We start from the raw sequence: 24,608 nt of genomic DNA, 5'->3' as shown, positions 1-24,608 counted from the left end.
TTGTTAGGCCATTTCCATTACTTTTTCGCACATACCAGCCAGGTCTTTCAAAACACGCCGGGCCAGATCTATGCGCTGCACGTTCGTCAGTTCGCGCACAACCGCCATTTTATGGTCTGGGCGTAGGCGGACTGTGCCATCCTTCCATTTCCCCATCCACTGCACCAACCCTGCCGGGTTGCGGAAGGTGTTGTTACGGAATTGCAGCACCATGCCTTTAGGGCCAGCCTCTACACGCTCTACCCCGGCCTGACGGCACAGGCGCTTAAGCTCTACAATATCCAGAAGGTTTTTTACCTCCGGCGGCAGAGAACCAAAGCGATCTATCAGCTCGGCTTCCATGGCTTCCAGCTCCGCATCGGATGCCAGCGCGCTGATACGGCGGTAGAGCCCAAGTCGGACGGGCAGATCGGTTACATATTCATCCGGGATCAATACGGGCAGACCCATGACAATGTTGGGCGTCCAATCCCGATCTTCTGCGGCACGACGATTTTTATCTGAGCGCAGGTCGGCCACAGCATCTTCCAGCATCTGCTGGTACAGTTCGATCCCCACTTCACGCACATGGCCGGATTGTTGATCGCCCAGCAAATTACCCGCGCCACGCAAATCCAGATCGTGCGAGGCCAGCGTAAAGCCAGCACCCAGCGTATCCAGCGTTTGCATTACTTCCAGCCGCTTTTCCGCAGAAGCTGAAAGCACATGTGTTTGAGGCCATGTGAGGTAAGCATAACCTCGTTGCTTGCCACGCCCCACACGCCCACGCAGCTGGTAAAGCTGCCCAAGGCCAAACATATCTGCCCTATGGATAATCAGCGTATTCACTGTGGGCATATCCAGCCCACTTTCCACAATATTGGTGGAGAGCAGAATATCGTATTTGCCGTCTGAAAACTCGGTCATCACCCGTTCCAGTTCGGTGGCGGAAAGGCGGCCATGTGCCTGTATCAGCCTGGCATCGGGCACAATGGCCGTAAGCCGTTCGGCCAGCCTGTCCAGATCCTCAATACGCGGGGCCACGCAGAAAATCTGCCCACCACGGAAGCGTTCGCGCTGGATGGCCTCCCTTATCACCACGCTATCAAACGGCATGATGAAAGTGCGCACCGCCAGCCTGTCTGTTGGTGGGGTAGCAATCAGGCTCATTTCCCTCACGCCGGAAAGCGAGAGTTGGAGCGTACGCGGCAAAGGTGTGGCGGAAAGAGTAAGCACATGCACATCTTCGCGCAGGGCTTTCAGCTTTTCCTTATGAGACACGCCAAAGTGCTGTTCTTCATCAATAATCAGCAGTTCGAGCGAGGCAAACTGAACCGTTTTGGCCAGCAGTGCATGCGTACCAATAACAATGTTCACGCTTCCATCTGCAATGCCCTTACGCACTGCTGTTGCTTCCTTACCCGTTACCATGCGGGAAAGTTGCGCCACCTTGATGGGAAAGCCCTCAAACCGTGCGGCAAAGGTGCGATAATGCTGCCGCGCCAACAAAGTGGTGGGCACCACAACAGCCACCTGCCCGCCAGACATGGCCGCCACAAACGCCGCGCGCAATGCTACCTCGGTTTTACCAAAGCCGACATCACCACACACCAGCCGATCCATTGGTCGGCCGGAGGACATATCTTCCAGCACATCAGCAATAGCGCGTGCCTGATCATCCGTTTCTACAAATGGGAAGCGGGCACAGAACTCATCCCACTGCCCCTCCGGCGGAACCAGTTCTGGTGCCTCCTTCAACGCCCGCATGGCGGCGGTTCTGATAAGCTCACCCGCCATATCGCGGATGCGCTTTTTCATTTGCGATTTACGGTTCTGCCATGCCGTGCCGCCCAGCTTATCCAGCGCAACACCAGCTTGATCTGATCCAAAGCGGCTAAGCAGTTCAATGTTCTCTACAGGCAGGTAGAGTTTTTGTCCGCCATCATACAGCAGGCGCAAGCAATCATGCGGGGCTACGCCTACACTTACTGTTTCCAGCCCATCATAACGGCCTATCCCGTAATCCTGATGCACCACCAGATCACCGGCTGAAAGTTCACTGGCTTCGGCAATCAGTTCATCAGCACGACGGCGACGGCGCGGTGGACGACCAATACGTTCACCCAACAGATCCTGTTCAGAAACAAACGCCAGATCATCCGCAACAAAGCCGCGTTCCAAACCAAGGGTCAGCAAACCAACCGGGCCGGGTTTGGCTTTGTGGGCTTGCTCCCATGTCTCATATGTTTGGGTGGGTACGCCGTGCTCTCGCAGTAATGTGGCAATGCGCTCGCGCGAGCCTTTGGTCCATGCGGCTACAAAAGCGCGGCGCTTAACCTGCGCCCATTCCTTTACCTGATCCCCCAAGAGCGTAAACACCTGCTCACGCTGGGCACCGGGTACAATTTTGGAAAACATCTTGCCCGGGCGGCCACCTACATCCACACCTCCGGCGCCCTCGGGTTGTGCATAGGGGCTAAATGCCACCACAGGCACACGAGCCAAGCTGGCATCCCACCCTTTTTCATCCAGATAGAGCAAATGCGGAGGCAGCGGCCGGTAAGGTATTTCCCCTTCCCGCACAGGTTGGCGGCGGGCCTGATAGTGATCTTCTATCATTTCCAACCGGGCTTTAAGCACATCCTCTGCCTGATGTTCGAGTGAAACAGCCACATCGGGTAGATAATCGAACAGCGTTTCTAAATGATCATGGAACAAAGGCAGCCAGTGCTCGATACCCGGATGCCTGCGCCCGTCTGAAATATGTTCATAAAGTGGGTCAGACGTTGCTGCGGGGCCAAAGGCATCACGCCAGCCAGTGCGGAAGCGTGAAATGCTTTCCTTATCCAATGAGAATTCGGAAACAGGGCAAAGTGTCAGCCCATCGCGCTTAGCGGTAGAACGCTGGGAACCGGGATCAAACGCCCGGATGTTCTCAACTTCATCGCCAAACAGATCAAGCCGCAGGGGTTCACCCGCCCCGGCCGGATACAAATCAAAAATACCGCCACGGGTTGCAAACTCCCCGGCTTCCATCACGGTATCCGTGCGGGTGTAACCATTGGCGATCAGCAACTCGATCAGAAAGCCCTGATCCAGACTTTCCCCCGTGCGGATAGAAAGGGATTGCCCCTCAAACGTTTTACGTGGGGCAACACGTTGCACCACGGCGTTCACCGTAGCCAGCACAAGCCGTGGGCGACCTTTTGCAGGTTCCAGCAAGCGCGTAAGGGTGGAAACACGCTCAGCCACAATGGCAGGGTTGGGAGAAACCCTGTCATACGGCAGGCAATCCCATGCGGGAAAACGCAGCACTTCCACATCAGGCGCTACAAAGGCCAGCATATCATTCAGGCGGGCCATAGCTGCATCATTACGCGCAATATGCAGCACGGGGCCTTTATGATCCCGCGCACGGCGGGCCAGCAAAAGGGCATCATACCCTTCTGGCACGCCCCATACGGTTGCTATCCGCTTTTGTGCGCCTGTTTGTGCTGTCATCCCGGTATCCGCCTGTTCTGCTTAAATACGCAAACCCCGCAAGCCGCCAGCATGCCTGTGCCGGAGCTTGAAGGGTTTATACTAACCGCCGCGCCTGATACGGCTATCTTCCACCATACGGCGTAACATGGGGGTGGCCTTCTCTTCCGGCAATGGCAGGCGGCCAAACAGCCAGTCTGTTAGTTCCGGATCTGGCATTTCCAGAATGTTTTCCATGTCCGTCAGTTCTTCTGCCGTCATGGTATCTGCATTGGCTTCTACAAAGCCGCCTATCAGAATATCTGTTTCAAACGTGCCCCGATGGTTGGCACGGAACTTCAGCCGCCGCCTGCGGGCAGCCAGATTATCTTCCGCCACGCCAGATGCGCTGGAGGAAGATGAGAGAGAAACTGTAAAATTGTCTTGCATGGCGCTGGTATCCTATACCGTTGCTAAACCTGTCTGTCAGCCTGCCAAACAGAGGCTTGTGTATCGCTTGTGTCCAGTCCCCTTTCCTTCACATCCTCTTCGGCTACAGGGCAAGATGGCAATTCTGCCCTAGCCCCATTACTGGCCCCGCTTGAAAGCCTACCCGGCATTAGCACCGCACGTGCCAAGCTGCTGGGCCGCATTGCGGGCGGGCGCAGGGTGATAGACCTGCTGTTCTGCCTGCCCGAAAGCATTACAGACCGCAGGCTGCGCCCCACATTGGCGCAACTCAGGCCCGATACAATCGCAACCGTTACAGGCGTGGTGCAGGATATTCGCAGCCCCGCCCCACGCACCCGCCAACCGTGGCGCGTGATGATTGATGATGCCACCAGTGTACTGGAAGTTGCCTTCTTTTCCCCCTGGCAGGCCAAGCAGGTTGTAAAGGGAGAAAGTATTGCCCTTTCTGGCAAGGTTGAACGTTTTGGTGATAAACTCACCATCACGTCCCCCGATTATCTGGTGCCTGCAAACCAGATAGAGCGCATTCCGCTGCTAGACCCCGTTTGGCCCCTTACGGCTGGATTGTTTACCGGGCAGGTGCGCATGGCTATGGCCGCCGCTCTGCGCCTTTTGCCGCCTACCCTGCCTGAATGGCACGATAAAGCGCTTATCAAGCAAAAAAACTGGCCCGATTTTGCCACAGCTCTAAGCTGGGTGCACTTTCCAGACACCATTCCCGATAGCGCACAAGGTGATGCATGGCACGGCAGCCGCACGCGTGCGCAGGCTCGCTTAGCGTGTGATGAACTGCTGGCAGACCAATTAGCCATGCGCATTGCCCAGCAGGCATCCCGCGCCCGGCCCGGCCGGAGCCTGAATGGTGATGGCACCTTACAAAAGCAGGCACTCGCCAGCTTTGGACATGAGCTTACTTACGGCCAAAAACACGTTCTGCGCGAGATTGAAACCGATATGGCTACTCCGCACTGTATGAGCCGCCTTTTGCAGGGTGATGTGGGTGCGGGCAAAACGCTTGTGGCTCTTATGGCGATGCTGCGTGCAGTAGAAGCTGGCACTCAAGCCGCCCTTATGGCCCCTACGGAAATTTTGGCCCGCCAGCATGCGGCTACGTTCCGGCGCCTCTCCCCCGTGCCGGTGGCGTTTTTATCCAGCTCTGTCAAAGGCAAGGCGCGCAAACAAACCTTGCAGGATATAGCAGATGGCACTGCCAAGCTGGTGGTCGGCACCCACGCGCTTGTGCAGGACGGTGTAAAATTTGCTGATCTGGGTCTGGCCGTTATTGATGAGCAGCACCGCTTTGGGGTCGATCAACGTCTGGCCTTGGTAGAAAAAGGCCATGAGACCGATATGCTGGTAATGACAGCAACCCCTATTCCCCGCACGCTGTTGCTTACCCGGTTTGGGAAAATGCAGATCAGCCGGTTGGAAGGCAAACCCGCAGGCCGCAAGCCTGTGCGCACATCCCTGCACAGCCTTGGTAATTTTGAAGATGTGCTGGCAGGCATTGGTCGCGCTCTAGATAAAGGCGCACAGATTTTTTGGGTATGCCCGCTGGTTTCTGAAAGTGAAGCCATGGATCTGGCCGCTGCCGAGGCCCGCCATGCAGCTTTGGTTGAACGGTTTGGAGATAAAATTGGGCTGGCACATGGGCAGCAAGATGCCAACGTGCGCGAAGAAGTGCTGCAAGCCTTTTCCAACGGTGAAACCCGCATGCTCGTGGCCACTACCGTCATTGAAGTCGGTGTGGATGTGCCTTCCGCCACCATTATGGTGATCGAACATGCAGAACGCTTTGGCTTGGCGCAGTTACACCAGCTCCGTGGCCGCGTGGGACGTGGGGTGGATGCTTCCTTCTGCCTTATGCTGCATGATGAAGGCTTGGGCCTTACGGCGCGCCGTCGGCTTTCCTGCCTGAAGGAAACGGAAGACGGCTTTCTTATTGCTGATGAGGATTTCCGCCTGCGCGGCGGAGGGGAGGCAACAGGCCGCCGCCAATCCGGCCTGCCTGATTACCGTATGGCACCGGAAATGCTGGTGGATATGCTGTTAGACACCGCACATGATGAAGCCACGGAGATTCTACCAGATGGACCACCCACCAGCACACCAGAAAAGAACTTGCGAGTAGCAGCCCGTATTTTGCTGGCGCTGTTTAATAAAACCGATGCCGCACGCATTTTTAGCGGCGGCTAAACGGGGGCTTCTTTAGCCCTCTACGGCAGCCAGCCACGCCTTAACCTGCCCTTCTGGGTCTGGCTGGCGAATAAAGGCCGATACGGCAGAAACGCTATCGGCCCCGGCTTCAATACACGCCCAAGCACGTTCCAGCGTAATACCACCTATGGCAACCAGTGGCAGGTTGCCAATCAGCTTTCGCCATTCTGTCAGCTTCAACGGGCCTTGGGGGCCGAATGCCATTTTTTTCAGCTTGGTTTCCCAAATAGGACCAAGGGCCACGTAATCCGGGTTACAACCCAGAGCGCGATCTAGCTCTTCGTGGCAATGGGTGCTGATGCCAAGGCGAATACCGCCTTTACGAATAGCGGCCAGATCTGCCGTATCCAGATCTTCCTGCCCCAGATGAATATAATCTATGCCTTCATCCAGCGCGATCTGCCAATAATCGTTCAGCACAAGGCAAACACCGTGCTGCTTGGCATACGCATGCCCTTGGCGAATTTCTGCCCTTAGCGCATCTTCATCCATGTCTTTCAGGCGAAGCTGAATAAAGCGTGCACCTGCACCCCCCAGCCTGTCCACCCATATGGCGCTATCAACAACGGGATAAATCTTTTGGGGCAGAGCTGTCATGCCAGCATGGCCTTTCCTGCAACGGGAGTAGAAGGAACAGCCATATCGCGCTCTTCCATCGGGTCTGCAATACGGGCCAGTTCCCCAGCCTCTACTGCCAGACGAAACGCACGAGCCATATAAACGGGATCTCCCGCCTTGGCCACGGCAGTATTTATCAGCACGGCATCATAACCAAGCTCCAGCGCCTGCGCAGCGTGTGAGGGTACGCCAATGCCAGCATCCACCACCAACGGTACGCCGGGAAAATGCGCCCGCATGGCCCGCAGGCCAAACACGTTGTTCAACCCCTTGCCAGAACCAATAGGAGCGCCCCACGGCATCAGCACCTCACACCCTACGGCCAGCAGCTTTTCCGCCACTACCAAATCTTCCGTGGTGTAGGGAAATACCTTGAAGCCATCTTCCGTAAGAATACGGGCGGCCTCTACAAGCCCGAACACATCTGGCTGGAGCGTATCCAGCTCGCCAATCACTTCCAGCTTGATCCAATCCGTGCCGAACACTTCCCGCGCCATATGCGCAGTGGTGACGGCTTCTTTAACCGTATGGCAGCCCGCCGTGTTTGGCAGCACAGGCACCTTGAGTTCCTGAATAAGAGACCAGAATGCCTGCCCAGCACGCTCCCCTGCAGATTCGCGGCGGAGAGAAACGGTCACAACGCCCGGCTGTGCCGCCAGCACGGCATCGCGCAAAATTTCAGGAGATGGATACTGCGCTGTACCCAGCATAAGTGGCGAGACAACATCCTGCCCGTAAAATGAAACAGCCATGCCCTTAGCCCCCTTGCATAGGGGCAACAATTTCAATTTGCGCACCCTCTTGTAGCTGTGTTTCCTCTCGCGTGGCCTTGGGCACAAACCGACCATTCAACGCCGTGGCAATGCGCGCGCCGCTATAGCCAAGCTCATCTATCAGGGCCGCCAGTGTTTTGGCGGATACTTCGTGCGCTGTATCGTTAACCACAACTTTCATCGGGCGTTGCTCCTTAGGCTTGTGCGCCAAATATCAAATCCGCCGCCTCCCGCGCCCGAGCGGGAGAAAGCAGAAACCCATGCCGGTACATACCGTTGATATAAATGCATTTTCCATCCTGCACCACGCGCGGCATGTTATCTGGGTAAGATGGCCGTAAGCCTGTACCCATTTCCAGAATTTCTGCCTCGGCAAATCCGGGATGGAGGGTCCATGCCGCGTTCAGCAGTTCCATCATGGAACGTACTGTCATGCTGCCTGCATTTTCGCTTTCAATCATGGTGGCACCTACCATGAACACATGGTCAGCCCTTGGCACAATGTAAACAGGTATACGGGGGTGCAACATGCGCACAGGGCGATGCAGCGTTACGTCCGGGCAACGCAACAGCAGCATTTCACCCCGCACACCTCGCAGGCCCTCCAGCTTGTTACGCGCAGCCAAGCCGGTGCAATCCACCACCCAGTCAAACGCAGCTTCATTCGGGCTTATTTCGCCAAACTCGGCACGGCCACTCAATTGCTCCAGCCGCGCCAGAAGGGCCTTTAAGGCTTTACGCGGATCTACATGCCCTTCATCGGGAAAAAACAGTCCTTTATGGAAACGGCCTGCCAGATCTGGCTCAAGCTGGGTAATTTCTACCGTGCCTACAGTCTGAAAATGTGATGTGCGGCGGCCAAAGCGGGCAATTTCACCCACATCTCGCGCAGGCGCCAACACAAGGCTGCCCTCACGCGTAACATCGGGCACGTGCTCCGCCCACCAATCTACCGAATCGATAGATTGAGCTGTTACTTCCTCTGGCGCAGATTCGGCCTCGCACCATGGGGCAAGCATACCGCCTGCCATCCATGAGGCCCCGGCCCCCACGCGGCCTCCGCTATCATACAGGGTAACATCTCCACCCCCTTCGGCCAGAGCTACGGCGGCTGTCATACCCGCCACACCGGCCCCTTTTACCAGAATGCGCGGTTTGCCGTTCATACTCTCTACCTTGCCTCCGTTACTGGCGATGTGCTGCTACAACCTAGCGTTATAACACGCCTCAAACCCTGCTTCTGCAAGGGGTTATGCCGTTTTAATGTTCAGAATGCGCGCACAAGCAGCACCATCAACAGGCAACATTCCGTTACCGCCGTGGCAATCCAGCGCATGCCCATGTAACCGGGCGGCAACCATCCACGTTGCCATGCCCCACGCTCTGCCAATGCCACCAGCGGGAAAAGCGCAGCCAAAATTATCACCCCGGCAAGCGGCACCCATGCATACGCCAGATAAGCAGCAATCCATCCGGCAAAGGCAGGCACAACCCCCAAGACCAAACGCAAATTATCTGCTCTGTCTGCCCCGCTGGTTAAAATGGCGCGATCAAGCTCCAGCGCCAGACCCCAATGCACGGCTCCAATAAAGGACAGACACACCGCCCCGTAAATGACCAACGCCATTAACAGATTGGGCACTGGCACGCCGGAATCGAAAAATACAATGCCGCATGTGCAAGCAACAAAGGGCAAAAGCCCTGCCACCATGAGCACGACAGCCAGAAATGGAAGTTTTTTCATGAACGTGCAGCAGGCCTTTACCTGATAATTTCATACCCAATGTGGTTGACAGAAAAGCCCAACAAGCGGCCACTAGCAACCGTAGGCAGATTTACCCTGCCCACCGTGTTCCGCCCGGAACCAAAAAAAAGAACACCGGCTTCTGCCCGCCAGAGGCCAGACAATAAAGGAACGGAAACACCAATGAGTGCCATTGTTGACATTATCGCACGTGAAATTCTGGACAGCCGCGGCAACCCAACGGTTGAAGTAGATGTGGAGCTGGCATCCGGCGCCAGAGGGCGTGCGGCTGTTCCTTCTGGTGCCTCAACCGGTGCGCATGAAGCCGTAGAACTGCGTGATGGTGACCCCAAGCGGTTTGGTGGCAAGGGTGTTCTCAAGGCTGTTGAGAACATTGAAAACGAAATCCTGCCCACGCTACAGGGTGCCGAATCGGCAGATCAGATTGATATCGACAACGCCATGATTGATCTGGATGGCACACCCAACAAAAGCCGTATGGGTGCGAACGCCATTCTGGGTGTATCTCTTGCCATTGCCAAAGCCACGGCAGCCGAACTGCATGTTCCGCTGTACCGCTACATTGGTGGCGTGTTTGCCCATGTTCTGCCCGTGCCGATGATGAACATTGTCAACGGTGGGGAGCATGCAGATAACCCCATTGATATTCAGGAATTCATGGTGCAGCCGGTGGGTGCGCCTACTGTGGCCGATGCCATCCGCTGGGGTTCGGAAATTTTTGCCCAGCTCAAAAAAGCCCTGAGCGCTGCTGGTTACAACACCAATGTTGGGGATGAAGGCGGCTTTGCGCCTGCCCTTAAATCTGCCGATGAAGCACTGGGCTTTATCACCCGCGCCGTAGAAGCCGCAGGCTACCGCCCCGGTGAGGACGTAACCTTTGCACTGGACTGCGCAAGCACCGAATTTTTTAAAAACGGCAAATACAACCTGAAAGGCGAAGGCAAGGAATTCGATTCCGCTGGTATGGTGTCCTACCTGTCTGACCTTGTAAGCCGTTACCCGATTGTTTCCATCGAAGACGGCATGGCAGAAGATGACTGGGAAGGCTGGGCCCTGCTCACGCAGGAACTGGGCAAAAAAGTCCAACTGGTTGGGGATGATCTGTTTGTAACCAACCCAGAACGCCTGCGCCGTGGCATTCAGGCTGGTGTTGCCAACTCCCTATTGGTGAAGGTTAACCAGATTGGTACGCTTACGGAAACGCTTGAAGCCGTGCAAATGGCCCAGCGCGCTGGTTACACTGCGGTTATGAGCCATCGTTCTGGTGAAACGGAAGATTCCACCATTGCGGATCTGGCTGTGGCTACAAATTGCGGACAGATCAAAACCGGCTCTCTTTCCCGTTCTGATCGGACAGCCAAATACAACCAGCTCATTCGTATTGAGCAGGAACTGGCAACTGCTGCACGCTATGCAGGCCGCACCATTTTGAAAAACGCATAAGCTACAGCGCTTTTGGCGCAACAGATTGCAAAAAAGCTGCCTCCCCACCCGGAGGTGGCTTTTTTCATGCCCTCATGCCTTGGCGCTGCCACACTTCATGGTTTAGACAGAAAGGAAGACCCAGAGGTGCAGGCTAAGCTGCACAGAACCAGAAAAAAGGCAGCGCCAGAGTGCAGATCGGTCGTTTCATTCGTCGCACAGTGCGGGCGGTTGTGCCCCCTTTGGTTTTTCTTGGCATTGCGGGCTATTTTGGCTGGAACGCAACGCAGGGCGATCATGGTATTCAGGCCTATAAGCAGCAATTAGGTCTGCTGGAACAAGCCAAGCAATCCAAACAGGATGCTATTGCTGAGCAAGCAGCATGGCACCGCCGCGTAAATGGCTTGCGTGAGCAATCTCTGGATACAGATATTCTGGATGAACGCGCCCGCGCCATGCTGAACATGGCAGATCGTAATGATATTGTTGTGCCTTACGATAGGCGAGACCCGCTGTTTTAAGCGTCTTCCCCTAAGATCTATGCTGGATATCGCATTTTTCTGGCACAATCAGGCATAAAAAAACGGCGCTCTCGGGCGCCGTTTTTCGTATCCACATTCCGAAGAACGCAGATTATTTGATTTTAGCTTCGCGGAACACGACGTGCTTACGCGCAACCGGATCGTACTTCTTGAGTTCCATTTTGCCGGTGTGTGCACGAGCATTTTTCTTGGTCACGTAGAAGTAACCGGTGTCCGCCGTGGAGACGAGACGGATCTTGATAACGTTGGTCTTGGCCATGACTTCCTCAGCAGAGCATGATGTACGGAGCCGCATAAACGGCACCGACGGTGTTCAAGTGCCGGCAAAATGCGCATACAAGTGCAAAAGGTCAAGTATTCTTGCATCAAAGCGGTGCAACAGGCCCAAAAAGGAGGAATTTTTATGCTGGATGTGGCTGTTGCGCGCGCCCGAATTCTTGAAAACCTAAAAACATGCGGGCAGGAAATTGTGCCGCTTTCACACGCCTGTGGCCGGGTGCTGGCCCAGCCGGTGCATGCCCGCACTGCCAACCCACCGGTTTCTGTTTCCGCAATGGATGGATACGCAGCCAAAGCGGAAGATGCGCTGGAAGGCGCAGTTTTGCGCATTGTGGACGAAGTGCCCGCTGGCCACCCATCCGCCGTTACCGTGCAGAAAGGAGAATGTGTGCGCTTATTTACCGGCGCGCAAATTCCCGCTGGCGCAGATACCGTTATCATTCAAGAAAACGTGCAGCGTGAAGGTGACCACGCCAAGCTGGCTGCTCCGGCGCGCCAAGGGCAGTATATTCGCCAGCAGGGGCAGGATTTTCAGAAAAATGATACGTTATTGCCAGCAGGGCGCAGACTCGGCCCGCGTGATATCGGGCTGGCGGCTGCGGGTGGACATGTCTGGCTTACGGTTTCACGCCGCCCGCGCGTGGGTATTTTGGCCACGGGTGATGAAATTATCCTGCCCGGAGACCCAGCCCCTGCGGATGGCATTTTTAATTCCGCCTCCTTCATGGTAGCAGCGCTTCTGCAACAACAGGGCGCAGAAACAATTATGCTCCCCATTGCACGAGACAACATGGAAAGCCTGACAACCCAGTTCCGCCAAGCGGCCACGCTGGACATGCTGGTAAGCATTGGTGGTGCAAGCGTGGGAGATTACGATCTTGTCCGCCCTGCGCTGGCTGAAATTGGGTTGCAGCAGGATTTCTGGAAAATTGCCATGCGCCCGGGCAAACCGTTGATGTTTGGCCAACTCGGCAACACACCCGTTATTGGTCTGCCCGGTAACCCAGTGGCTGCCATGGTGTGTTCCATCGTGTTTGTAACCCCTGCCCTGCACGCCCTTATGGGCCTACCCGTTGGCACCGAACTGCAAACAGAACCCGCCATTCTGGGCTGTGATGTAAAAGAAAACGATACCAGGCAGGATTTTTTACGCGCAACACTTGCGCCCTCCCCACAAGGCGCTGTACCTGTGGCCACACCTTTTTCCCGGCAGGATTCAGCCCAGCTGAATATTCTCAGGCAAAGCCAGGCTCTGGTCATTCGTGCTCCCTTTGCGCCAGCACAAAAAGCAGGCATGCCCTGCCAGATTATCCGCCTACCCTGATCTCTCCCTTGACATAAAAAGAGAACTTATATAGAACAAGGCCAAGATTTTATTTTCATTACGACAGCCGCTTTTGAGGTGCGATATGCTAACGCGCAAACAGCACAAACTTCTGCTTTTTATTGATTCGCACCTCAAACAGACAGGTTTTTCGCCTTCCTTTGATGAAATGCGTGAAGCCATGGGCCTGCGCTCCAAATCTGGTATTCATCGGCTGATTTCCGGGCTGGAAGAACGCGGTTTTTTGCGCCGTCACCACCATCGGGCACGGGCTTTGGAAGTTATTCAACTGCCAGAAATGCAAGAATTGCCACCCAATGTGGTGCGTGCCAGCTTTACCCGGCCTAAGGCTGAAACCGTAAGAATTCCGCTTTATGGGCGCATTGCAGCAGGCCTGCCCATAGAAGCCGTGCCAGATACCTCCCACGTTCTCACTGTTCCAACAGAAATGCTGGGTACGGGAGATTATTACGCGTTGGAAGTAGCTGGAGATTCCATGGTGGATGCTGGCATTCTGGATGGTGACAACGTGATTATCCGCCGCACGGATCAAGCTGAAAACGGGCAGATTGTGGTGGCGTTGATTGATGAGCATGAAGTGACGCTCAAACGTCTGCGCCGCAAGGGCAACATGATTGCGCTGGAACCTGCCAATTCCAGTTACGAAACCCGTATTGTTCCGGCTGAAAAACTGCGTATTCAGGGCTGCTTGGCTGGGCTGATCAGGCAGTATTAAGCAAAGTGCCTGCGTGGTAAAAAACTTCCCCCGTAGGCATCTGTTTTTCTATTCCGAGCAGATATCATCCCATTGCGGAAAAAGCTTTGCCAGTTCGGAAACCACAGCAGGCGTAATTTCCGCACAAAATGGTACTTCTGCCAAAATACGTACCTTGCCTTTTTGCTCTATGGTCTCACGGTTTTCTGCATTAAGCGGACCGCTTAACACTACACCGGCCACGGCAATCTGCCGTGTGCGTAAGGCTTCCAAACTCAACAAAGTATGATTGAGAGTGCCTAGCCCGCTACGCGCTACTAGCACGACGGGCAAGCCCCAACGCTGTGCCAGATCAATCATCATCAGCTCTGGCGTTGCAGGCACCATCAGGCCACCTGCGCCTTCTACAACCAATGGTTTGTCTGCTTCACCTTGGGGCAGCACCAGTTGGGCTGGATCAATCTGCACGCCTTCCGCACGTGCAGCAGCATCGGGGGAAAGTGATGCAAGAAAAGCCCCTGCGGGTTTGAAACAAGGCGCATCCCCCGCCAGATGCTTAACCGTAGGGGTATCCCCTTCTTCATCCGCCAAACCGCTTTGCAGGGGCTTCCAATAAGCACCCTGCCAGCGCCGCACCAAACAAGCAGACACAAGGGTTTTGCCTATGCCCGTATCCGTGCCCGTTACAAACACACCCTTACGTGGCGGTTTGCGAAAACAGGCATACCCAACCCGCCACGTAACGGCGCACCCTGCCTGCTGAAACCGCAAGGCAACACGGCGCAACTGAACTGCGGATAATGGTACGGCCCCTTCACGTGGGGTAGATGCACCTGTTGCTTTCAGATGCCTTACAAAATCCATCCCATCTGCAAAAGCCTGCACAATATCCTGTTCAGCCCAACCGCCAGAAAACGCGGCCGGTCGCCAACTTTGTGCATCGGCCAATTCTGGATAAACCGGGGTTGCCGCCTGCCGCCCTTCCTGCTGGCAAGCCTGCTGCCATTCAGCAAATGTACCGTCCAATAATGTTGAAACCGCAAACACACCATCCGGAGCCAAAAGCCCTGCAAGGTTGCGCAAAACCTTTGCTGGTTCAGGCAGCCATTGCATAATCAGGTTGCCACAAATCACATCAAACGGGCCAGAAACATCCGGTGCGGCTGCGTCCATCTGATGGTAGGAAACAGCTTCTCCTAGCCGCATTTTAGCCCGCGCCAGCATATTCGGGGCAAAATCTGTTGCCAGAATTTCTGCTTCTGGCCAGCAAGCATGCAGATGCTCTGTCAGCAATCCTGTGCCACAGCCAATTTCCAAAATACGCAGGGGACTTTTGCCCGCCATACTGGTTTGTATGCGCTGGAACAGTTCACGCGCCGCCACACGCTGAACCGTGGCAGCTTGATCATACTTTTCCGCAGCATCAAAACTTTTACAAATACGCGCGGCACGGGTGGGTGTTTTCATGGTTGTTGTTCCATCCTGTTGCGCAGCATTTCCAAAAACCGAGCACACTCAACCGGGTGCGTTTGAGGAAGCAAATGGCCACCATTTTCTACCCATTTTATATGGGCCAAAGCCCGAAAAGAAGCCTCGGTCATACTGGGGGAAGCAATTTCATCCTGCCGCCCCGCCAACACATCTAATGGGCCTAATGGTAAATCTGCCCGTACATCTTCCGTGCGCAGAATATCCAACCCATATGCCAGTGCTTCTGGCTGGCAGCGTGCCGCCAAAACGGAGGATGCCCCACAACGCTGGCGAAAGTCATTCACCACAGCAGCAGGTTCGCGCCCCAAGCCACGTATCATGCGTTGCACAATACGCGGTGCCACACCTTCAGGAAAATCTTCTCGGCTGGCAAAACAGGCAAACGTGTTGATACCTGCAAACCTGCTTTCGGCTGGCCAAACGCCCTGCCTGCGTTGCAACATCAGCCACATGAACCCAAGGGAATGGCCAATTCCCAATATGGGGGGCTGGCTTTGGCGCAGATCATCCAACGTAACCGTTTTTTCTGCGCCAGTGGTTTGTGGTTTCAAAAAACCCAGATCCAGCGTTACGGCATCTGGCCAATTCAGTTGCATAAGCACAGGTTGCCAGAATTCCGGCCCAAACCCCCAGCCATGCACAAACACGGGTAAAAGCCGCGCCATTACGCCATACCTTTGCTGGCGCGGATAAACGTATCAGCCAAAGCCTCCATTTGCGCCCATGTATGGTTGGCATGAAAAACCACCCGCAAACGGCAGCCCCCCGGTGGCACAGTAGGCGGGCGAATAGCCACAGCAAGAAAACCCGCCTCTGCCATTTTCTGGGCCAGAGTGCGTGCTTGTGCCTCCTGCCCTACCAGAATGGGCACAATCTGGGTGCTTGATGGCCCGGTATCCTGCCCCGCATCGTGCATTTTCTGGCGAAAGCTGGCGGCAAGTGCACCCACATGGGCGCGTTGGGTATCCATTTGCGGCAGCAGATCAAGCGCTGCATCAACGGCCCCCAACACCAAAGGAGATGGCGCGGTGGAATAAATAAAACCGGAAGCCGCGTTATCCAACCATCTGCATAGGCCCTCAGATGCTGCAATAAACGCGCCCATACTGCCTAAGGCCTTGCTAAATGTGCCAACCACCACATCTGCCAGCCCGTTTGCCAGCCCGGCACCTTCTGGCCCCAGTATGCCAGTTGCGTGGGCTTCATCTACGCACAGTAGCGCATCGTATCTTTGGGCCACCTCATGCAACGCGGCAATATCCGCCACATCACCATCCATGCTGAACACGCTTTCTGTCAGCACAATGCGTAGGCCTGCCCCTTCGATTTTCTGAAGTTGGCTTTCAAGGTGCGCCACATCATTATGGCGGAACCGAATCGGGCGGACACCTGCTGCTGCACAACCATGATACAGGCTGGCATGAATAAGCTTATCCGCCAGAATAACGGCAGGAGCACCACATACCTGCGCAGAAAGCCGCGCCAAAGCTGGCACCAGAGAGGCATTGGCCTGCCAGCCAGAAGAAAACAAACGTGCCGCCTGCATATGCTTTAGCCGCGCCACGCGCTTTTCCAGCGCACAAGCCTGGGAGGATGTGCCCGTTACCAACCGGGAAGCACCACTGCCGCTGCCTTCTGCCTGTGCCCAAGCGGATGCGCGCTCACGCAACAAAGGGTGCATGCGCAGGCCCAGATAATCGTTGGACGAAAAATCTATGACCACAACGCCATCTGAACGTTTGAGCAGCGCACCACCCGCATATTGCCATTGCTGACAGGTGCGCAAACGCCCCTGAGCAGACAGATCCGCCAGCCCCTTCTGGAAAAGATTATCAAACCGCGTCATGTAACATGTGGTGCCGCAGCCTGAAGGGCGGGTCAATCATCTATGGGGAAACATTCCATGACAGAAGCTTCCGGCTCATCTTTATATTCCATGCCGGAATGGTACACGCAGAGCCTGCCCCATATCTGGCTGCCTTATAGCCAGATGAAAACAGCCCCTGCGCCTCTTGCCGTCGCAAGCACGTATAACACGCGCATTACCCTGACAGATGGTCGGGAACTGGTGGATGGCGTGGCGGCATGGTGGACAGCCTGCCACGGCTATAATCACCCGCATATTCACCAAGCCGTCTGCCGGCAAATGGGAACCATGCCTCATGTAATGTTTGGCGGCATGGTGCATGAACCTGCCTTACGCTTGGCGAGCAGATTATGCGCCATGCTACCGGGAGACCTAGAGCGGGTGTTCTTTACGGATTCAGGTTCGGTTTCTGTAGAAGTCGCCATGAAAATGGCTATTCAGTACCGTTTGAACAAAGGGCAAACCAAACGCACCAAAATGCTGGCGTTCCGTGGCGGCTATCATGGAGACACACTGGCCACCATGTCTGTTTGCGATCCGGAAGAGGGCATGCACCATCTCTATGGCTCTGCCCTGATGGAGCACGTCATCTCCCCACTGCCAGTAGATGCGGCCAGCACGGCCGTTTTTCTGAATCTTTTGGCAAAACATGCGCACGAACTGGCCGCCATTATCACCGAGCCTTTGGTGCAAGGTGCTGGCGGTATGTTGTTTCATTCTCCACAAACATTGCGCACCTTACGCAAAGCTGCGGATGACCATGATGTTCTGCTGATTTTAGATGAAATCTTCACCGGCTTTGGCCGAACAGGCACCATGTTTGCCTGCGAACAGGCTGGTATTGTGCCCGATATTATTACGCTCTCAAAAGCGCTTACCGGGGGCACCATGGCCCTTGCCGCCACAGTAGCACGCCAACATGTGTTTGAGGCTTTCCTTTCTGATAACCCCGAACATGCGTTAATGCACGGCCCCACCTTTATGGCCAACCCACTGGCTTGCGCCTGTGCCAATGCCTCGCTTGATCTTTTTGAAACCGCGCCACGCCTTCAGCAAGTCCAAGCTATCAACGCGTTTCTCACTGAGGCGCTAGAACCCTGCCGCACGCTACCCGGCGTAAAGGATGTGCGCACACTTGGGGCTATTGGTGTTGTAGAACTAGAAAAAATTAGCAACCCGGATGCATTGCGCCAACGTTTTATTGCTGAAGGCGTGTGGATACGCCCTTTCCGCAATATTGTTTACCTAACACCTGCTTTTACCATTGAAAAACAGGATTTACGCAAACTTACCAATGCTATTTATAAAGTATTATCCTGAAAAACCGTAAGGTCAGGAAGATGAAGGTGCTGTGCGCGTCCATGCCGCCGCAGCATGTTCATCTTCTTCCCGCGCATCCACCCATGCGGTATGGCCATTGGCAAATTCTTCTTTTTTCCAAAACGGCGCGCCGGTTTTAAGCCGATCAATCAAGAACGATGTGGCCGAAAGCGCAGCACCCCGATGGGCCGCAGCCGCCCCAACCAGCACAATGGGTTCGCCCACTTCTAACCGGCCAACCCTGTGTATAAGGGTGCACCCAAGCAGGCTAAAGCGCTGCATGGCCTCCTGCGCAAGTTGGTTGAGAATGGTTTCAGTCATGCCCGGATAATGTTCCAGTGTCAGGCTCAGCAAGCCATCTCCACCACGCACCTGCCCTACAAACAGGCCCATACCGCCAATGTGTTCGGAAAGGTTGGAAAGGCGCAAGGTTTCAGCCCCTATGTCAAAAGCTGCCTGCTGCACCAGAACACGGACAGACATAAGTATCAGCCGCCCGTCATGGGGGGGAAAAACGCCAGCTCATCACCCGGCTGCACGCAGGTATCAAACCCGCCCAGCTTTTGGTTGATGGCCACACGGATGCGAGGCGTCGCTGCAAACACCTCATCCAGCTTAGCATCGTGCAGGCGCAGTTCCTGCACCAAAGCCGCTACAGGCACACTATTGGATGGCAGAGTAACCTGCTGGCCTTCGCGCCCCAGTTGCTCACGCAGGGCGGCAAAATAAAGAATATTTACTGAGCCTGTCATGGCCTGCCTACTGCGGTTTGAGTTTTCAGCCGTTTCATCTGCCACGCTTCAACCGCGTGGTGGTTAATGATGTACGGTAGAACGGTTATCTTTGATGGTGCTAACGGATCCATCTGGCTGGATCAAGGTAATGGTACCATCATCATTTGGGATTTCAATGGGGGCCCCATTACCACGATGCGCCCCGTATTTGCTGGAAACATCTGGTTCTGCATCTGGCAGTTTACCTGCCGTGCCTCCCCCAATAACACCGTGGCGAATATCTTCTTTTTCGCCAATACTCATTTCCTCGCCATCAGGAAGCTGCGGGCCTGCGGCAGAGTCTCCACCCAACACGGTGCCAGCACGGTCTTTTTCAACATCTTCCAGCGTAGGCAGCGGCGTTGGTGGGCCGGGCCACATATTACCGCCTTCTGGCAGGATGGGGACATCTACAGCAGACTGCCCCCTGATCCGCCGCATGTTTAAATCATCCCCAGTGGCTGCATTGGGGTTTTCACCCGGAAGCGTTGCTGTATCCGAGACAAACTTGTCAAAGCCTGCACATCCGCTCACGATCATACATAAACCTAGAAGAGCGGCTTTCCGCATGCCCTGACTCCGCAATCATCATCTTTCAACAGCAGGCGAATCATTCCCTGCCTGCGATTGCGGCCTTTTAGAACCGCACCTCATGCTAAATAACGGTTTATCCACCAGACACAAGGCGATGCAGCAAAATGAAGTTATTTTTCTGGAATAGATGCAACGTATTACTAAAATAGTAACAAAGTTTTTTACATTTCAACATGACGTAGGCCGGTTGTTAAATAATCCCAGCCGGTTATCAATGTAAGCACCGCAGAAATCCAAAGTAATACAGCACCAATAAGCGCAACTGGTAGCCACGGCATACCCAATAAAGCGCCTGTGCCATCCCCCGCCAGCAAAAAACCAATGGCTGTCATCTGGAAGCCGGTTTTCCACTTTGCCAAACGGGTTACAGGCAAGCGTGCGCGGCGTTCCGCCAGATATTCCCGCATGCCGGACACCAGAATTTCACGGCAAAGAATAATAATGGCAGGCCATAACCCCTGATAAGGCAGGCGCGCAAAACCAGCCAGAACCATTAAACAAGCCCCAACCAGAAGCTTATCTGCAATGGAATCAAACATACGCCCGAAATCTGACATCTGATGGCGTGAACGTGCCAGCTTGCCATCAAAATAATCGGTTATTCCCGCTAGAATAAACAGCAGACACGCCAAGGCATCTGTGCGCGGGCTCCCCCATGCAGCCAGAGTGACCACAATGGGTATGGCTACAATACGCGAGATTGTCAGGACATTCGGCAGATCTGTCAGCATTGCGGGATATAGTAACCTATTTCCTGCACTGCTGGAATGGCTTATGCCATCGCAAAGGTGTCAGATACCCAGAATTCTTCTGCAATGCTCATATGCCCATATTTATCCCGGTGTCCAATCCGGGTGAAAATGGCCGTAAATGGCACGCGCTGTTTCCCGGCTGATACCATGAGCGGCTTCCAGTTCTGCCAAACCAGCCTGCTTGATGGCGCGCGCTGAACCAAATGTGTTTAACAACAGCTTTTTACGTGCAGGCCCAATACCGGGCACATCATCCAGTTCGGACTTCACCAGTGTTTTGGATCTACCAGACCTATGGGTGGTAATGGCAAAACGGTGGGCCTCATCGCGCAGCCGTTGCAAATAGTACAGTACGGGGTCTCTCAGATCGAGCTGGAAGGGTTCCTTATCCTCCGTATAGAACCACTCCTTCCCGGCATCGCGGTCCGGCCCTTTGGCAATACCTACAAGTTTTACACCCGTTACGCCCAGATCATCCAGCACACTGCGCACGGCAGAATATTGCCCTGCCCCACCATCAATCAGCAGAACATCTGGCCAGTTAGAGGTATCGCCCTCTTCTGCCTCTTTCAAAGCGCGGCCAAAGCGGCGTTCCAGCACTTCGCGCATCATGCCAAAATCATCCCCCGGCGTAACGGGGCCTTTGATTTTGAACTTGCGATACGCCTTGCGGTTAAAGCCCTCCGGTCCGCCCACAATCATAACACCATAGGCGTGCGAGCCCTGAATATGGCTGTTATCGTACACTTCTATGCGTTCTGGCGGCGCATCCAGCCCCAGAACATCTGCCACGCCTTGTAGCAACTTGGCCTGCCCTGCGGTTTCCGCCAGCTTGCGGCTTAGTGCATCCCGCGCGTTGCTCACGGCATGGTCAAGCACCTGCTTTTTCTCGCCCCTTTGCGGCGCAAGAATTTCCACCTTCCGCCCCCGCCTAAGAGAGAGTGCCTCTGTCAGCAGCAAAGATTCCGGGAGTTCATAATTGACCAAAATCTGTGCTGGACAGGGTTTGTCATCGTAAAACTGCGCGATAAAGGCAGAAAGCACATCTGCGGGTAAGGCATCCTGCGTATGGGCGGGAAAGAATGAACGGCTGCCATTATTACGCCCACCGCGAATGAAAAAGACCTGAATACAGGCGTGTCCGGCCTCCTGCCACAGGGCCAGCACATCTGCATCCTGAAGAGATGCAGGGTTGATGACGCTGGATTCCTGCATTTGCGCCAACGCACGAATACGATCGCGCAATACAGCAGCACGCTCAAAATCCAGCGCTTCTGCTGCCACATTCATTTCCTGCCCCAAGGTTTCACGCAGCGCCGTATCCTTGCCAGAAAGGAACTCCCGCGCCTGTTCCACCAATTTGCCGTAAGCTTCCTGATCTATCCGATCCACACACGGGCCAGAGCAACGTTTGATTTGATAAAGCAGGCATGGCCGGGTGCGTGCGTTAAAAACCGCATCCGTGCAGGAGCGTAGCAGAAAAACGCGCTGGATCAGATTAAGGGTCTGATTAACCGCCCAAGCCGAAGCAAACGGCCCCCATAGGCTGGCCCCTTTAATGGCCTTGCCACGGTGTTTGGCAATTTGCGGAAACGCATGCGCATCTGTCAGCATCAGCCACGGATAGCTTTTGTCATCCCGCAGCAGAATGTTGAAGCGCGGCTTCATGCGCTTGATGTAGTTGGCCTCCAGCAACAGTGCTTCGGCTTCCGTATGGGTGGTAACAATTTCCATTGCTACCGTTTCGGAAACCATGCGCCGTAGCCGTTCAGGCAAGCGGTTAATGTGGGTGTAAGACGTTACCCGCTTTTTAAGCGCCAACGCCTTGCCAACGTACAACACTTCCCCCTTAGCGCCGAGCATACGATACACGCCGGGTGAAAGCGGCATGGTTTTAAGTGCATGCCGAATGGCCTCTACCCCCTTTACAGTAGGGGCTGCCTGTTCCTGCACCACAGGCAGGGTATCTGAAGGGGAAGAATCAGCTGTCATCATACGCTCTTGGTCGAAAGGGAAATTTCATCCACCGTTTTTGTGGATAACTCTGTGGAACAGCTGGGGCTGACTCATCATAAACCGCAGAAAGTCAGCCCTTTCAACAGATTGCACAGTTTTTGGTCATTCCCGCCAACTCACTGATTTCAAAAGATTTAATGTGTTGCGGTTTTTTGACACCCTATGATTTTTGAACTTTTTGTTGAAAATACGCGATGTCAAGACAGGAAGTGGACAATTTTTGCAGTTTTTTGTTCTCATACAATCCTGCTTTGTTCTGCCGCCTGTTCTGCCTTTTCCAACACGCGCAGGAAGTTTTCACCCCAGAAAGCCGCAATTTCACTTTTGTCATAACCTCGGCGCATCAACTCGGCAGTTATGTTCACGCCCTGCGTGGCGTTCTGCCAGTCTTCCAACGCGCCACCGCCATCGAAATCTGAGGAAATACCGACGTACTCTGGCCCAAGCCTGCGCACAACGTAATCAATATGATCCACCAGATCAGCCACAAAGCCTTGCCGTTTACCTTCCTCCGGCTTGGGCTTCAAAAACGCGGGCATGGCCGTAATCTGGATAACGCCACCACTTTCCTTGAGCGCATCCAACTGCTCATCATCCAGATTGCGCGGATGATCGCACAGCGTGCGCACGCAGGAATGACTTGCCACAATAGGCGTGGTTGAAACCTGCACCGCCTGAAGCATGGTTTGCTTGGAGGAATGAGAAACATCCACCACAATGCCAAGGCGGTTCATTTCTGCAATTGCTTCACGCCCAAGAGCAGAAAGGCCGTTGTGGCGCTGTGGTGCATCCCCAAGGCTGGGGCGATGAATAGCCGCATCTGCCAACGCGTTATGTCCGTTATGGGTGAGCGTAACATAACGCGCCCCCTTGGCCCGAAACTGCTTGAGCAATGCGGGATCATCCCCCATGCCGTAGCCATTTTCCACAGCCGGAACAACAACCAGCACACCTTCATCAAACGCGGCGCGCATATCTGCCACAGCGGAGCATACACGTGCGCTTATACCATTATGGGTGCCCTGCATGTGGCCTATGGCATCCAGCATAGCCAAGCACTGCGCTTGCGCCTGTGCGTGCCCTTCCCGGTCTATGGCGGCTTGGGCAATGTAAGCCACAAAGCATCCGGCAGACATGCCGCCCTTTTGCATTTTAGGCAGATCCACCCGTCTATCTGCCGTATTCTCAAACGCATCATTCCGATCGGGCCACGGAATATCAATATGGCTATCCAGAGTGAACAAGGCGCGATGCAGCGCAACTGCATCTGGAGAAACGGAAGAAGATTGGGTTGTCATAATCTAGAAAATGGCCCTGTTACATGAAATTACAAGGGAACAGCCGGGTTCCATCTGCCCCAGTTATGCGCCTGTTTTTGCTTGCCCTGCAAACTGCAATCCGTCATGCCACCGCACATGCGATTAGTAACATGGAACATCAATTCCCTCCGCCTGCGCCTGCCTCTGCTTGAAAAGCTGGTGCAGCACCTCGCCCCAGATGTTGTGTGCCTACAGGAAACCAAGGTGCCAGACCCTCTGTTTCCCGAAGACGGCGTGAAGGCTCTGGGGTTTGAGCACCTGCATTACCGGGGCATGAAAGGCTATAACGGCGTTGCCATTCTTTCTCGCCACCCGTTAAGGCCTGTCACGCAAACCCCAATATGGTACGGTAAGGAAGATTGCCGCCACGTGGCCGCAACCGTATGCACGCCAGAAGGCGAAGTGGAATTGCACGACTTTTACATTCCCGCAGGTGGGGATGAGCCAGACCCAGAAACCAACCCAAAATTCGCCCACAAACTGGCTTTTGTAGAAGAAGTGACAGAGTGGTTTCAGTCTCGCCCCCTTAACCGCACGGTATTGGTGGGAGACTTCAATATCGCGCCGCTTGAGCATGATGTATGGAGCCACAAGCAGCTTCTTAAAATTGTCAGCCACACCCCGCCGGAAACAGAACGCCTTAACCGCTGGCTACAAACCGGCTTTGTGGATGCCATGCGCCACTTTGTCCCGCCGGAAGAAAAACTTTATACGTGGTGGTCTTACCGTAACCGGGACTGGAAAAAATCTAACCGTGGCCGCCGTTTGGACCACGTATGGATGACGCCTGACCTCCTACCTAACCTGCATGGCATGACGGTTGTGCGTGAAGCACGAGATTGGGAAGGCCCTTCCGACCATGTGCCCGTTGTGGTGGATTTCAGCCTTTCGGACTAAAGCCTGATTTGAGGC

At 54.6% G+C, this 24,608-nt stretch carries 24 protein-coding genes; 7 read left to right on the top strand and 17 right to left on the bottom strand.

The features are described 5' to 3' along the window. Positions 1-3: 3 nt before the first annotated feature. Positions 4-3,480, bottom strand: a complete 3,477-nt coding sequence (mfd, locus tag FKW31_RS00920; protein ID WP_150177190.1) for a transcription-repair coupling factor — start codon at positions 3,478-3,480, stop codon at positions 4-6. Positions 3,481-3,561: 81 nt separating this feature from the next. Then, positions 3,562-3,888, bottom strand: coding sequence for a succinate dehydrogenase assembly factor 2 (locus tag FKW31_RS00915; protein ID WP_150177188.1), 327 nt, complete (start codon positions 3,886-3,888; stop codon positions 3,562-3,564). A 69-nt stretch (positions 3,889-3,957) separates the two neighbouring features. On the opposite strand from FKW31_RS00915, the gene recG reads away from it, so the two are divergent. After that, positions 3,958-6,105 carry an ATP-dependent DNA helicase RecG gene (recG, locus tag FKW31_RS00910; RefSeq protein WP_150177186.1) on the top strand — a complete coding sequence of 716 codons (2,148 nt, stop codon included), beginning with the start codon at positions 3,958-3,960 and terminating at the stop codon, positions 6,103-6,105. Positions 6,106-6,117: 12 nt separating this feature from the next. Here recG and FKW31_RS00905 read toward each other — a convergent pair whose 3' ends face one another. The 5 genes from FKW31_RS00905 to FKW31_RS00885 all read right to left on the bottom strand — a co-directional run bounded on the left by FKW31_RS00905 (position 6,118) and on the right by FKW31_RS00885 (position 9,261). After that, complete coding sequence (locus FKW31_RS00905) at positions 6,118-6,723, bottom strand: thiamine phosphate synthase (protein ID WP_063353939.1); 606 nt, start codon at positions 6,721-6,723, stop codon at positions 6,118-6,120. Then, positions 6,720-7,496 carry a thiazole synthase gene (locus tag FKW31_RS00900; protein WP_063353938.1) on the bottom strand — a complete coding sequence of 259 codons (777 nt, stop codon included), beginning with the start codon at positions 7,494-7,496 and terminating at the stop codon, positions 6,720-6,722. Before FKW31_RS00900 ends, FKW31_RS00905 begins: the two co-directional genes overlap by 4 nt. A 4-nt stretch (positions 7,497-7,500) precedes the next feature. Then, entirely contained in the window at positions 7,501-7,698 is a 198-nt protein-coding gene (thiS, locus tag FKW31_RS00895) for a sulfur carrier protein ThiS (RefSeq protein ID WP_150177184.1), read from the bottom strand. Between the two features lie 13 nt (positions 7,699-7,711). Further along, positions 7,712-8,683: a glycine oxidase ThiO gene (gene thiO, locus FKW31_RS00890; RefSeq protein WP_150177182.1), complete on the bottom strand. Its 972-nt coding sequence runs from the start codon at positions 8,681-8,683 to the stop codon at positions 7,712-7,714. A 101-nt stretch (positions 8,684-8,784) separates the two neighbouring features. After that, positions 8,785-9,261: a DUF3429 domain-containing protein gene (locus FKW31_RS00885; RefSeq protein ID WP_150177180.1), complete on the bottom strand. Its 477-nt coding sequence runs from the start codon at positions 9,259-9,261 to the stop codon at positions 8,785-8,787. 183 nt (positions 9,262-9,444) lie between these two features. Here FKW31_RS00885 and eno point away from each other — a divergent pair, with 183 nt between their 5' ends. Together eno and FKW31_RS00875 are read left to right on the top strand one after the other, a co-directional pair. After that, positions 9,445-10,725, top strand: a complete 1,281-nt coding sequence (eno, locus tag FKW31_RS00880) for a phosphopyruvate hydratase (protein ID WP_035351467.1) — start codon at positions 9,445-9,447, stop codon at positions 10,723-10,725. Positions 10,726-10,895: 170 nt separating this feature from the next. Continuing rightward, positions 10,896-11,225, top strand: a complete 330-nt coding sequence (locus tag FKW31_RS00875) for a septum formation initiator family protein (protein ID WP_006115173.1) — start codon at positions 10,896-10,898, stop codon at positions 11,223-11,225. Between the two features lie 112 nt (positions 11,226-11,337). Here the strand turns inward: FKW31_RS00875 and rpmG are convergent, their stop codons facing one another. Then, on the bottom strand, positions 11,338-11,505 hold the full coding sequence (gene rpmG, locus FKW31_RS00870; protein ID WP_003623017.1) for a 50S ribosomal protein L33: 168 nt from the start codon (positions 11,503-11,505) through the stop codon (positions 11,338-11,340). A gap of 69 nt (positions 11,506-11,574) precedes the next feature. On the opposite strand from rpmG, the gene glp reads away from it, so the two are divergent. Continuing rightward, the gene (glp, locus tag FKW31_RS00865) at positions 11,575-12,849 is read left to right on the top strand and encodes a gephyrin-like molybdotransferase Glp (protein ID WP_150177178.1); all 1,275 of its coding nucleotides are present in this window, start codon (positions 11,575-11,577) and stop codon (positions 12,847-12,849) included. An 85-nt stretch (positions 12,850-12,934) separates the two neighbouring features. Further along, a complete protein-coding gene (gene lexA / locus FKW31_RS00860) occupies positions 12,935-13,585 on the top strand; it encodes a transcriptional repressor LexA (RefSeq protein WP_035351469.1) in 651 nt (216 codons plus the stop codon). 48 nt (positions 13,586-13,633) lie between these two features. On the opposite strand, the gene bioD is transcribed toward lexA, so the two are convergent. Genes bioD through FKW31_RS00845 form a run of 3 tightly spaced genes read right to left on the bottom strand, consistent with a single transcriptional unit; the run spans position 13,634 to position 16,901 of the window. After that, positions 13,634-15,031 carry a dethiobiotin synthase gene (gene bioD / locus FKW31_RS00855; RefSeq protein WP_150177175.1) on the bottom strand — a complete coding sequence of 466 codons (1,398 nt, stop codon included), beginning with the start codon at positions 15,029-15,031 and terminating at the stop codon, positions 13,634-13,636. Next, positions 15,028-15,720 (bottom strand): alpha/beta fold hydrolase, encoded by a 693-nt coding sequence (locus tag FKW31_RS00850; protein ID WP_150177173.1) that lies wholly within the window; start codon positions 15,718-15,720, stop codon positions 15,028-15,030. The genes bioD and FKW31_RS00850 overlap by 4 nt, the downstream gene beginning before the upstream one ends. Next, positions 15,720-16,901, bottom strand: coding sequence for an 8-amino-7-oxononanoate synthase (locus FKW31_RS00845; RefSeq protein WP_150177171.1), 1,182 nt, complete (start codon positions 16,899-16,901; stop codon positions 15,720-15,722). Before FKW31_RS00845 ends, FKW31_RS00850 begins: the two co-directional genes overlap by 1 nt. 42 nt (positions 16,902-16,943) lie before the next feature. Between FKW31_RS00845 and FKW31_RS00840 the strand changes: the two genes are divergently transcribed. Then, positions 16,944-18,242 carry an adenosylmethionine--8-amino-7-oxononanoate transaminase gene (locus FKW31_RS00840; RefSeq protein ID WP_150177169.1) on the top strand — a complete coding sequence of 433 codons (1,299 nt, stop codon included), beginning with the start codon at positions 16,944-16,946 and terminating at the stop codon, positions 18,240-18,242. A gap of 12 nt (positions 18,243-18,254) precedes the next feature. Here the strand turns inward: FKW31_RS00840 and FKW31_RS00835 are convergent, their stop codons facing one another. The 6 genes from FKW31_RS00835 to FKW31_RS00810 all read right to left on the bottom strand — a co-directional run bounded on the left by FKW31_RS00835 (position 18,255) and on the right by FKW31_RS00810 (position 23,675). Further along, positions 18,255-18,725 carry a molybdenum cofactor biosynthesis protein MoaE gene (locus tag FKW31_RS00835; protein ID WP_006115167.1) on the bottom strand — a complete coding sequence of 157 codons (471 nt, stop codon included), beginning with the start codon at positions 18,723-18,725 and terminating at the stop codon, positions 18,255-18,257. Between the two features lie 5 nt (positions 18,726-18,730). Beyond that, a complete protein-coding gene (gene moaD / locus FKW31_RS00830; protein WP_035351479.1) occupies positions 18,731-18,994 on the bottom strand; it encodes a molybdopterin converting factor subunit 1 in 264 nt (87 codons plus the stop codon). Between the two features lie 63 nt (positions 18,995-19,057). Further along, complete coding sequence (locus FKW31_RS00825) at positions 19,058-19,585, bottom strand: hypothetical protein (protein WP_035351481.1); 528 nt, start codon at positions 19,583-19,585, stop codon at positions 19,058-19,060. A 185-nt stretch (positions 19,586-19,770) separates the two neighbouring features. After that, on the bottom strand, positions 19,771-20,340 hold the full coding sequence (gene pgsA / locus FKW31_RS00820) for a CDP-diacylglycerol--glycerol-3-phosphate 3-phosphatidyltransferase (protein WP_003623001.1): 570 nt from the start codon (positions 20,338-20,340) through the stop codon (positions 19,771-19,773). A gap of 102 nt (positions 20,341-20,442) precedes the next feature. Next, positions 20,443-22,356: an excinuclease ABC subunit UvrC gene (gene uvrC, locus FKW31_RS00815; RefSeq protein WP_150177167.1), complete on the bottom strand. Its 1,914-nt coding sequence runs from the start codon at positions 22,354-22,356 to the stop codon at positions 20,443-20,445. Positions 22,357-22,613: 257 nt separating this feature from the next. Next, on the bottom strand, positions 22,614-23,675 hold the full coding sequence (locus tag FKW31_RS00810) for a dipeptidase (RefSeq protein ID WP_150177165.1): 1,062 nt from the start codon (positions 23,673-23,675) through the stop codon (positions 22,614-22,616). Between the two features lie 105 nt (positions 23,676-23,780). On the opposite strand from FKW31_RS00810, the gene FKW31_RS00805 reads away from it, so the two are divergent. Next, positions 23,781-24,593 carry an exodeoxyribonuclease III gene (locus tag FKW31_RS00805; RefSeq protein ID WP_063353928.1) on the top strand — a complete coding sequence of 271 codons (813 nt, stop codon included), beginning with the start codon at positions 23,781-23,783 and terminating at the stop codon, positions 24,591-24,593. The last annotated feature ends 15 nt before the right edge of the window (positions 24,594-24,608 follow it).

This window comes from Acetobacter sp. DmW_136 (assembly GCF_008690365.1).
Lineage (GTDB): Bacteria > Pseudomonadota > Alphaproteobacteria > Acetobacterales > Acetobacteraceae > Acetobacter > Acetobacter oryzifermentans.
This window is presented reverse-complemented; position numbering and strand designations above follow the sequence as displayed.

Coding starts and splice junctions, on each gene's coding strand:
- FKW31_RS00915 (WP_150177188.1), bottom strand. CDS start 3,888: ATGCAAGACAATTTTACAGTTTCTCTCTCATCTTCCTCCAGCGCATCT.
- thiS (WP_150177184.1), bottom strand. CDS start 7,698: ATGAAAGTTGTGGTTAACGATACAGCGCACGAAGTATCCGCCAAAACA.
- uvrC (WP_150177167.1), bottom strand. CDS start 22,356: ATGATGACAGCTGATTCTTCCCCTTCAGATACCCTGCCTGTGGTGCAG.
- rpmG (WP_003623017.1), bottom strand. CDS start 11,505: ATGGCCAAGACCAACGTTATCAAGATCCGTCTCGTCTCCACGGCGGAC.
- FKW31_RS00905 (WP_063353939.1), bottom strand. CDS start 6,723: ATGACAGCTCTGCCCCAAAAGATTTATCCCGTTGTTGATAGCGCCATA.
- FKW31_RS00840 (WP_150177169.1), top strand. CDS start 16,944: ATGGGGAAACATTCCATGACAGAAGCTTCCGGCTCATCTTTATATTCC.
- FKW31_RS00845 (WP_150177171.1), bottom strand. CDS start 16,901: ATGACGCGGTTTGATAATCTTTTCCAGAAGGGGCTGGCGGATCTGTCT.
- eno (WP_035351467.1), top strand. CDS start 9,445: ATGAGTGCCATTGTTGACATTATCGCACGTGAAATTCTGGACAGCCGC.
- mfd (WP_150177190.1), bottom strand. CDS start 3,480: ATGACAGCACAAACAGGCGCACAAAAGCGGATAGCAACCGTATGGGGC.
- FKW31_RS00900 (WP_063353938.1), bottom strand. CDS start 7,496: ATGGCTGTTTCATTTTACGGGCAGGATGTTGTCTCGCCACTTATGCTG.
- thiO (WP_150177182.1), bottom strand. CDS start 8,683: ATGAACGGCAAACCGCGCATTCTGGTAAAAGGGGCCGGTGTGGCGGGT.
- FKW31_RS00810 (WP_150177165.1), bottom strand. CDS start 23,675: ATGACAACCCAATCTTCTTCCGTTTCTCCAGATGCAGTTGCGCTGCAT.
- lexA (WP_035351469.1), top strand. CDS start 12,935: ATGCTAACGCGCAAACAGCACAAACTTCTGCTTTTTATTGATTCGCAC.
- FKW31_RS00805 (WP_063353928.1), top strand. CDS start 23,781: ATGCCACCGCACATGCGATTAGTAACATGGAACATCAATTCCCTCCGC.
- FKW31_RS00825 (WP_035351481.1), bottom strand. CDS start 19,585: ATGCGGAAAGCCGCTCTTCTAGGTTTATGTATGATCGTGAGCGGATGT.
- bioD (WP_150177175.1), bottom strand. CDS start 15,031: ATGAAAACACCCACCCGTGCCGCGCGTATTTGTAAAAGTTTTGATGCT.
- FKW31_RS00850 (WP_150177173.1), bottom strand. CDS start 15,720: ATGGCGCGGCTTTTACCCGTGTTTGTGCATGGCTGGGGGTTTGGGCCG.
- FKW31_RS00885 (WP_150177180.1), bottom strand. CDS start 9,261: ATGAAAAAACTTCCATTTCTGGCTGTCGTGCTCATGGTGGCAGGGCTT.
- FKW31_RS00835 (WP_006115167.1), bottom strand. CDS start 18,725: ATGTCTGTCCGTGTTCTGGTGCAGCAGGCAGCTTTTGACATAGGGGCT.
- moaD (WP_035351479.1), bottom strand. CDS start 18,994: ATGACAGGCTCAGTAAATATTCTTTATTTTGCCGCCCTGCGTGAGCAA.
- pgsA (WP_003623001.1), bottom strand. CDS start 20,340: ATGCTGACAGATCTGCCGAATGTCCTGACAATCTCGCGTATTGTAGCC.
- glp (WP_150177178.1), top strand. CDS start 11,575: ATGCGCATACAAGTGCAAAAGGTCAAGTATTCTTGCATCAAAGCGGTG.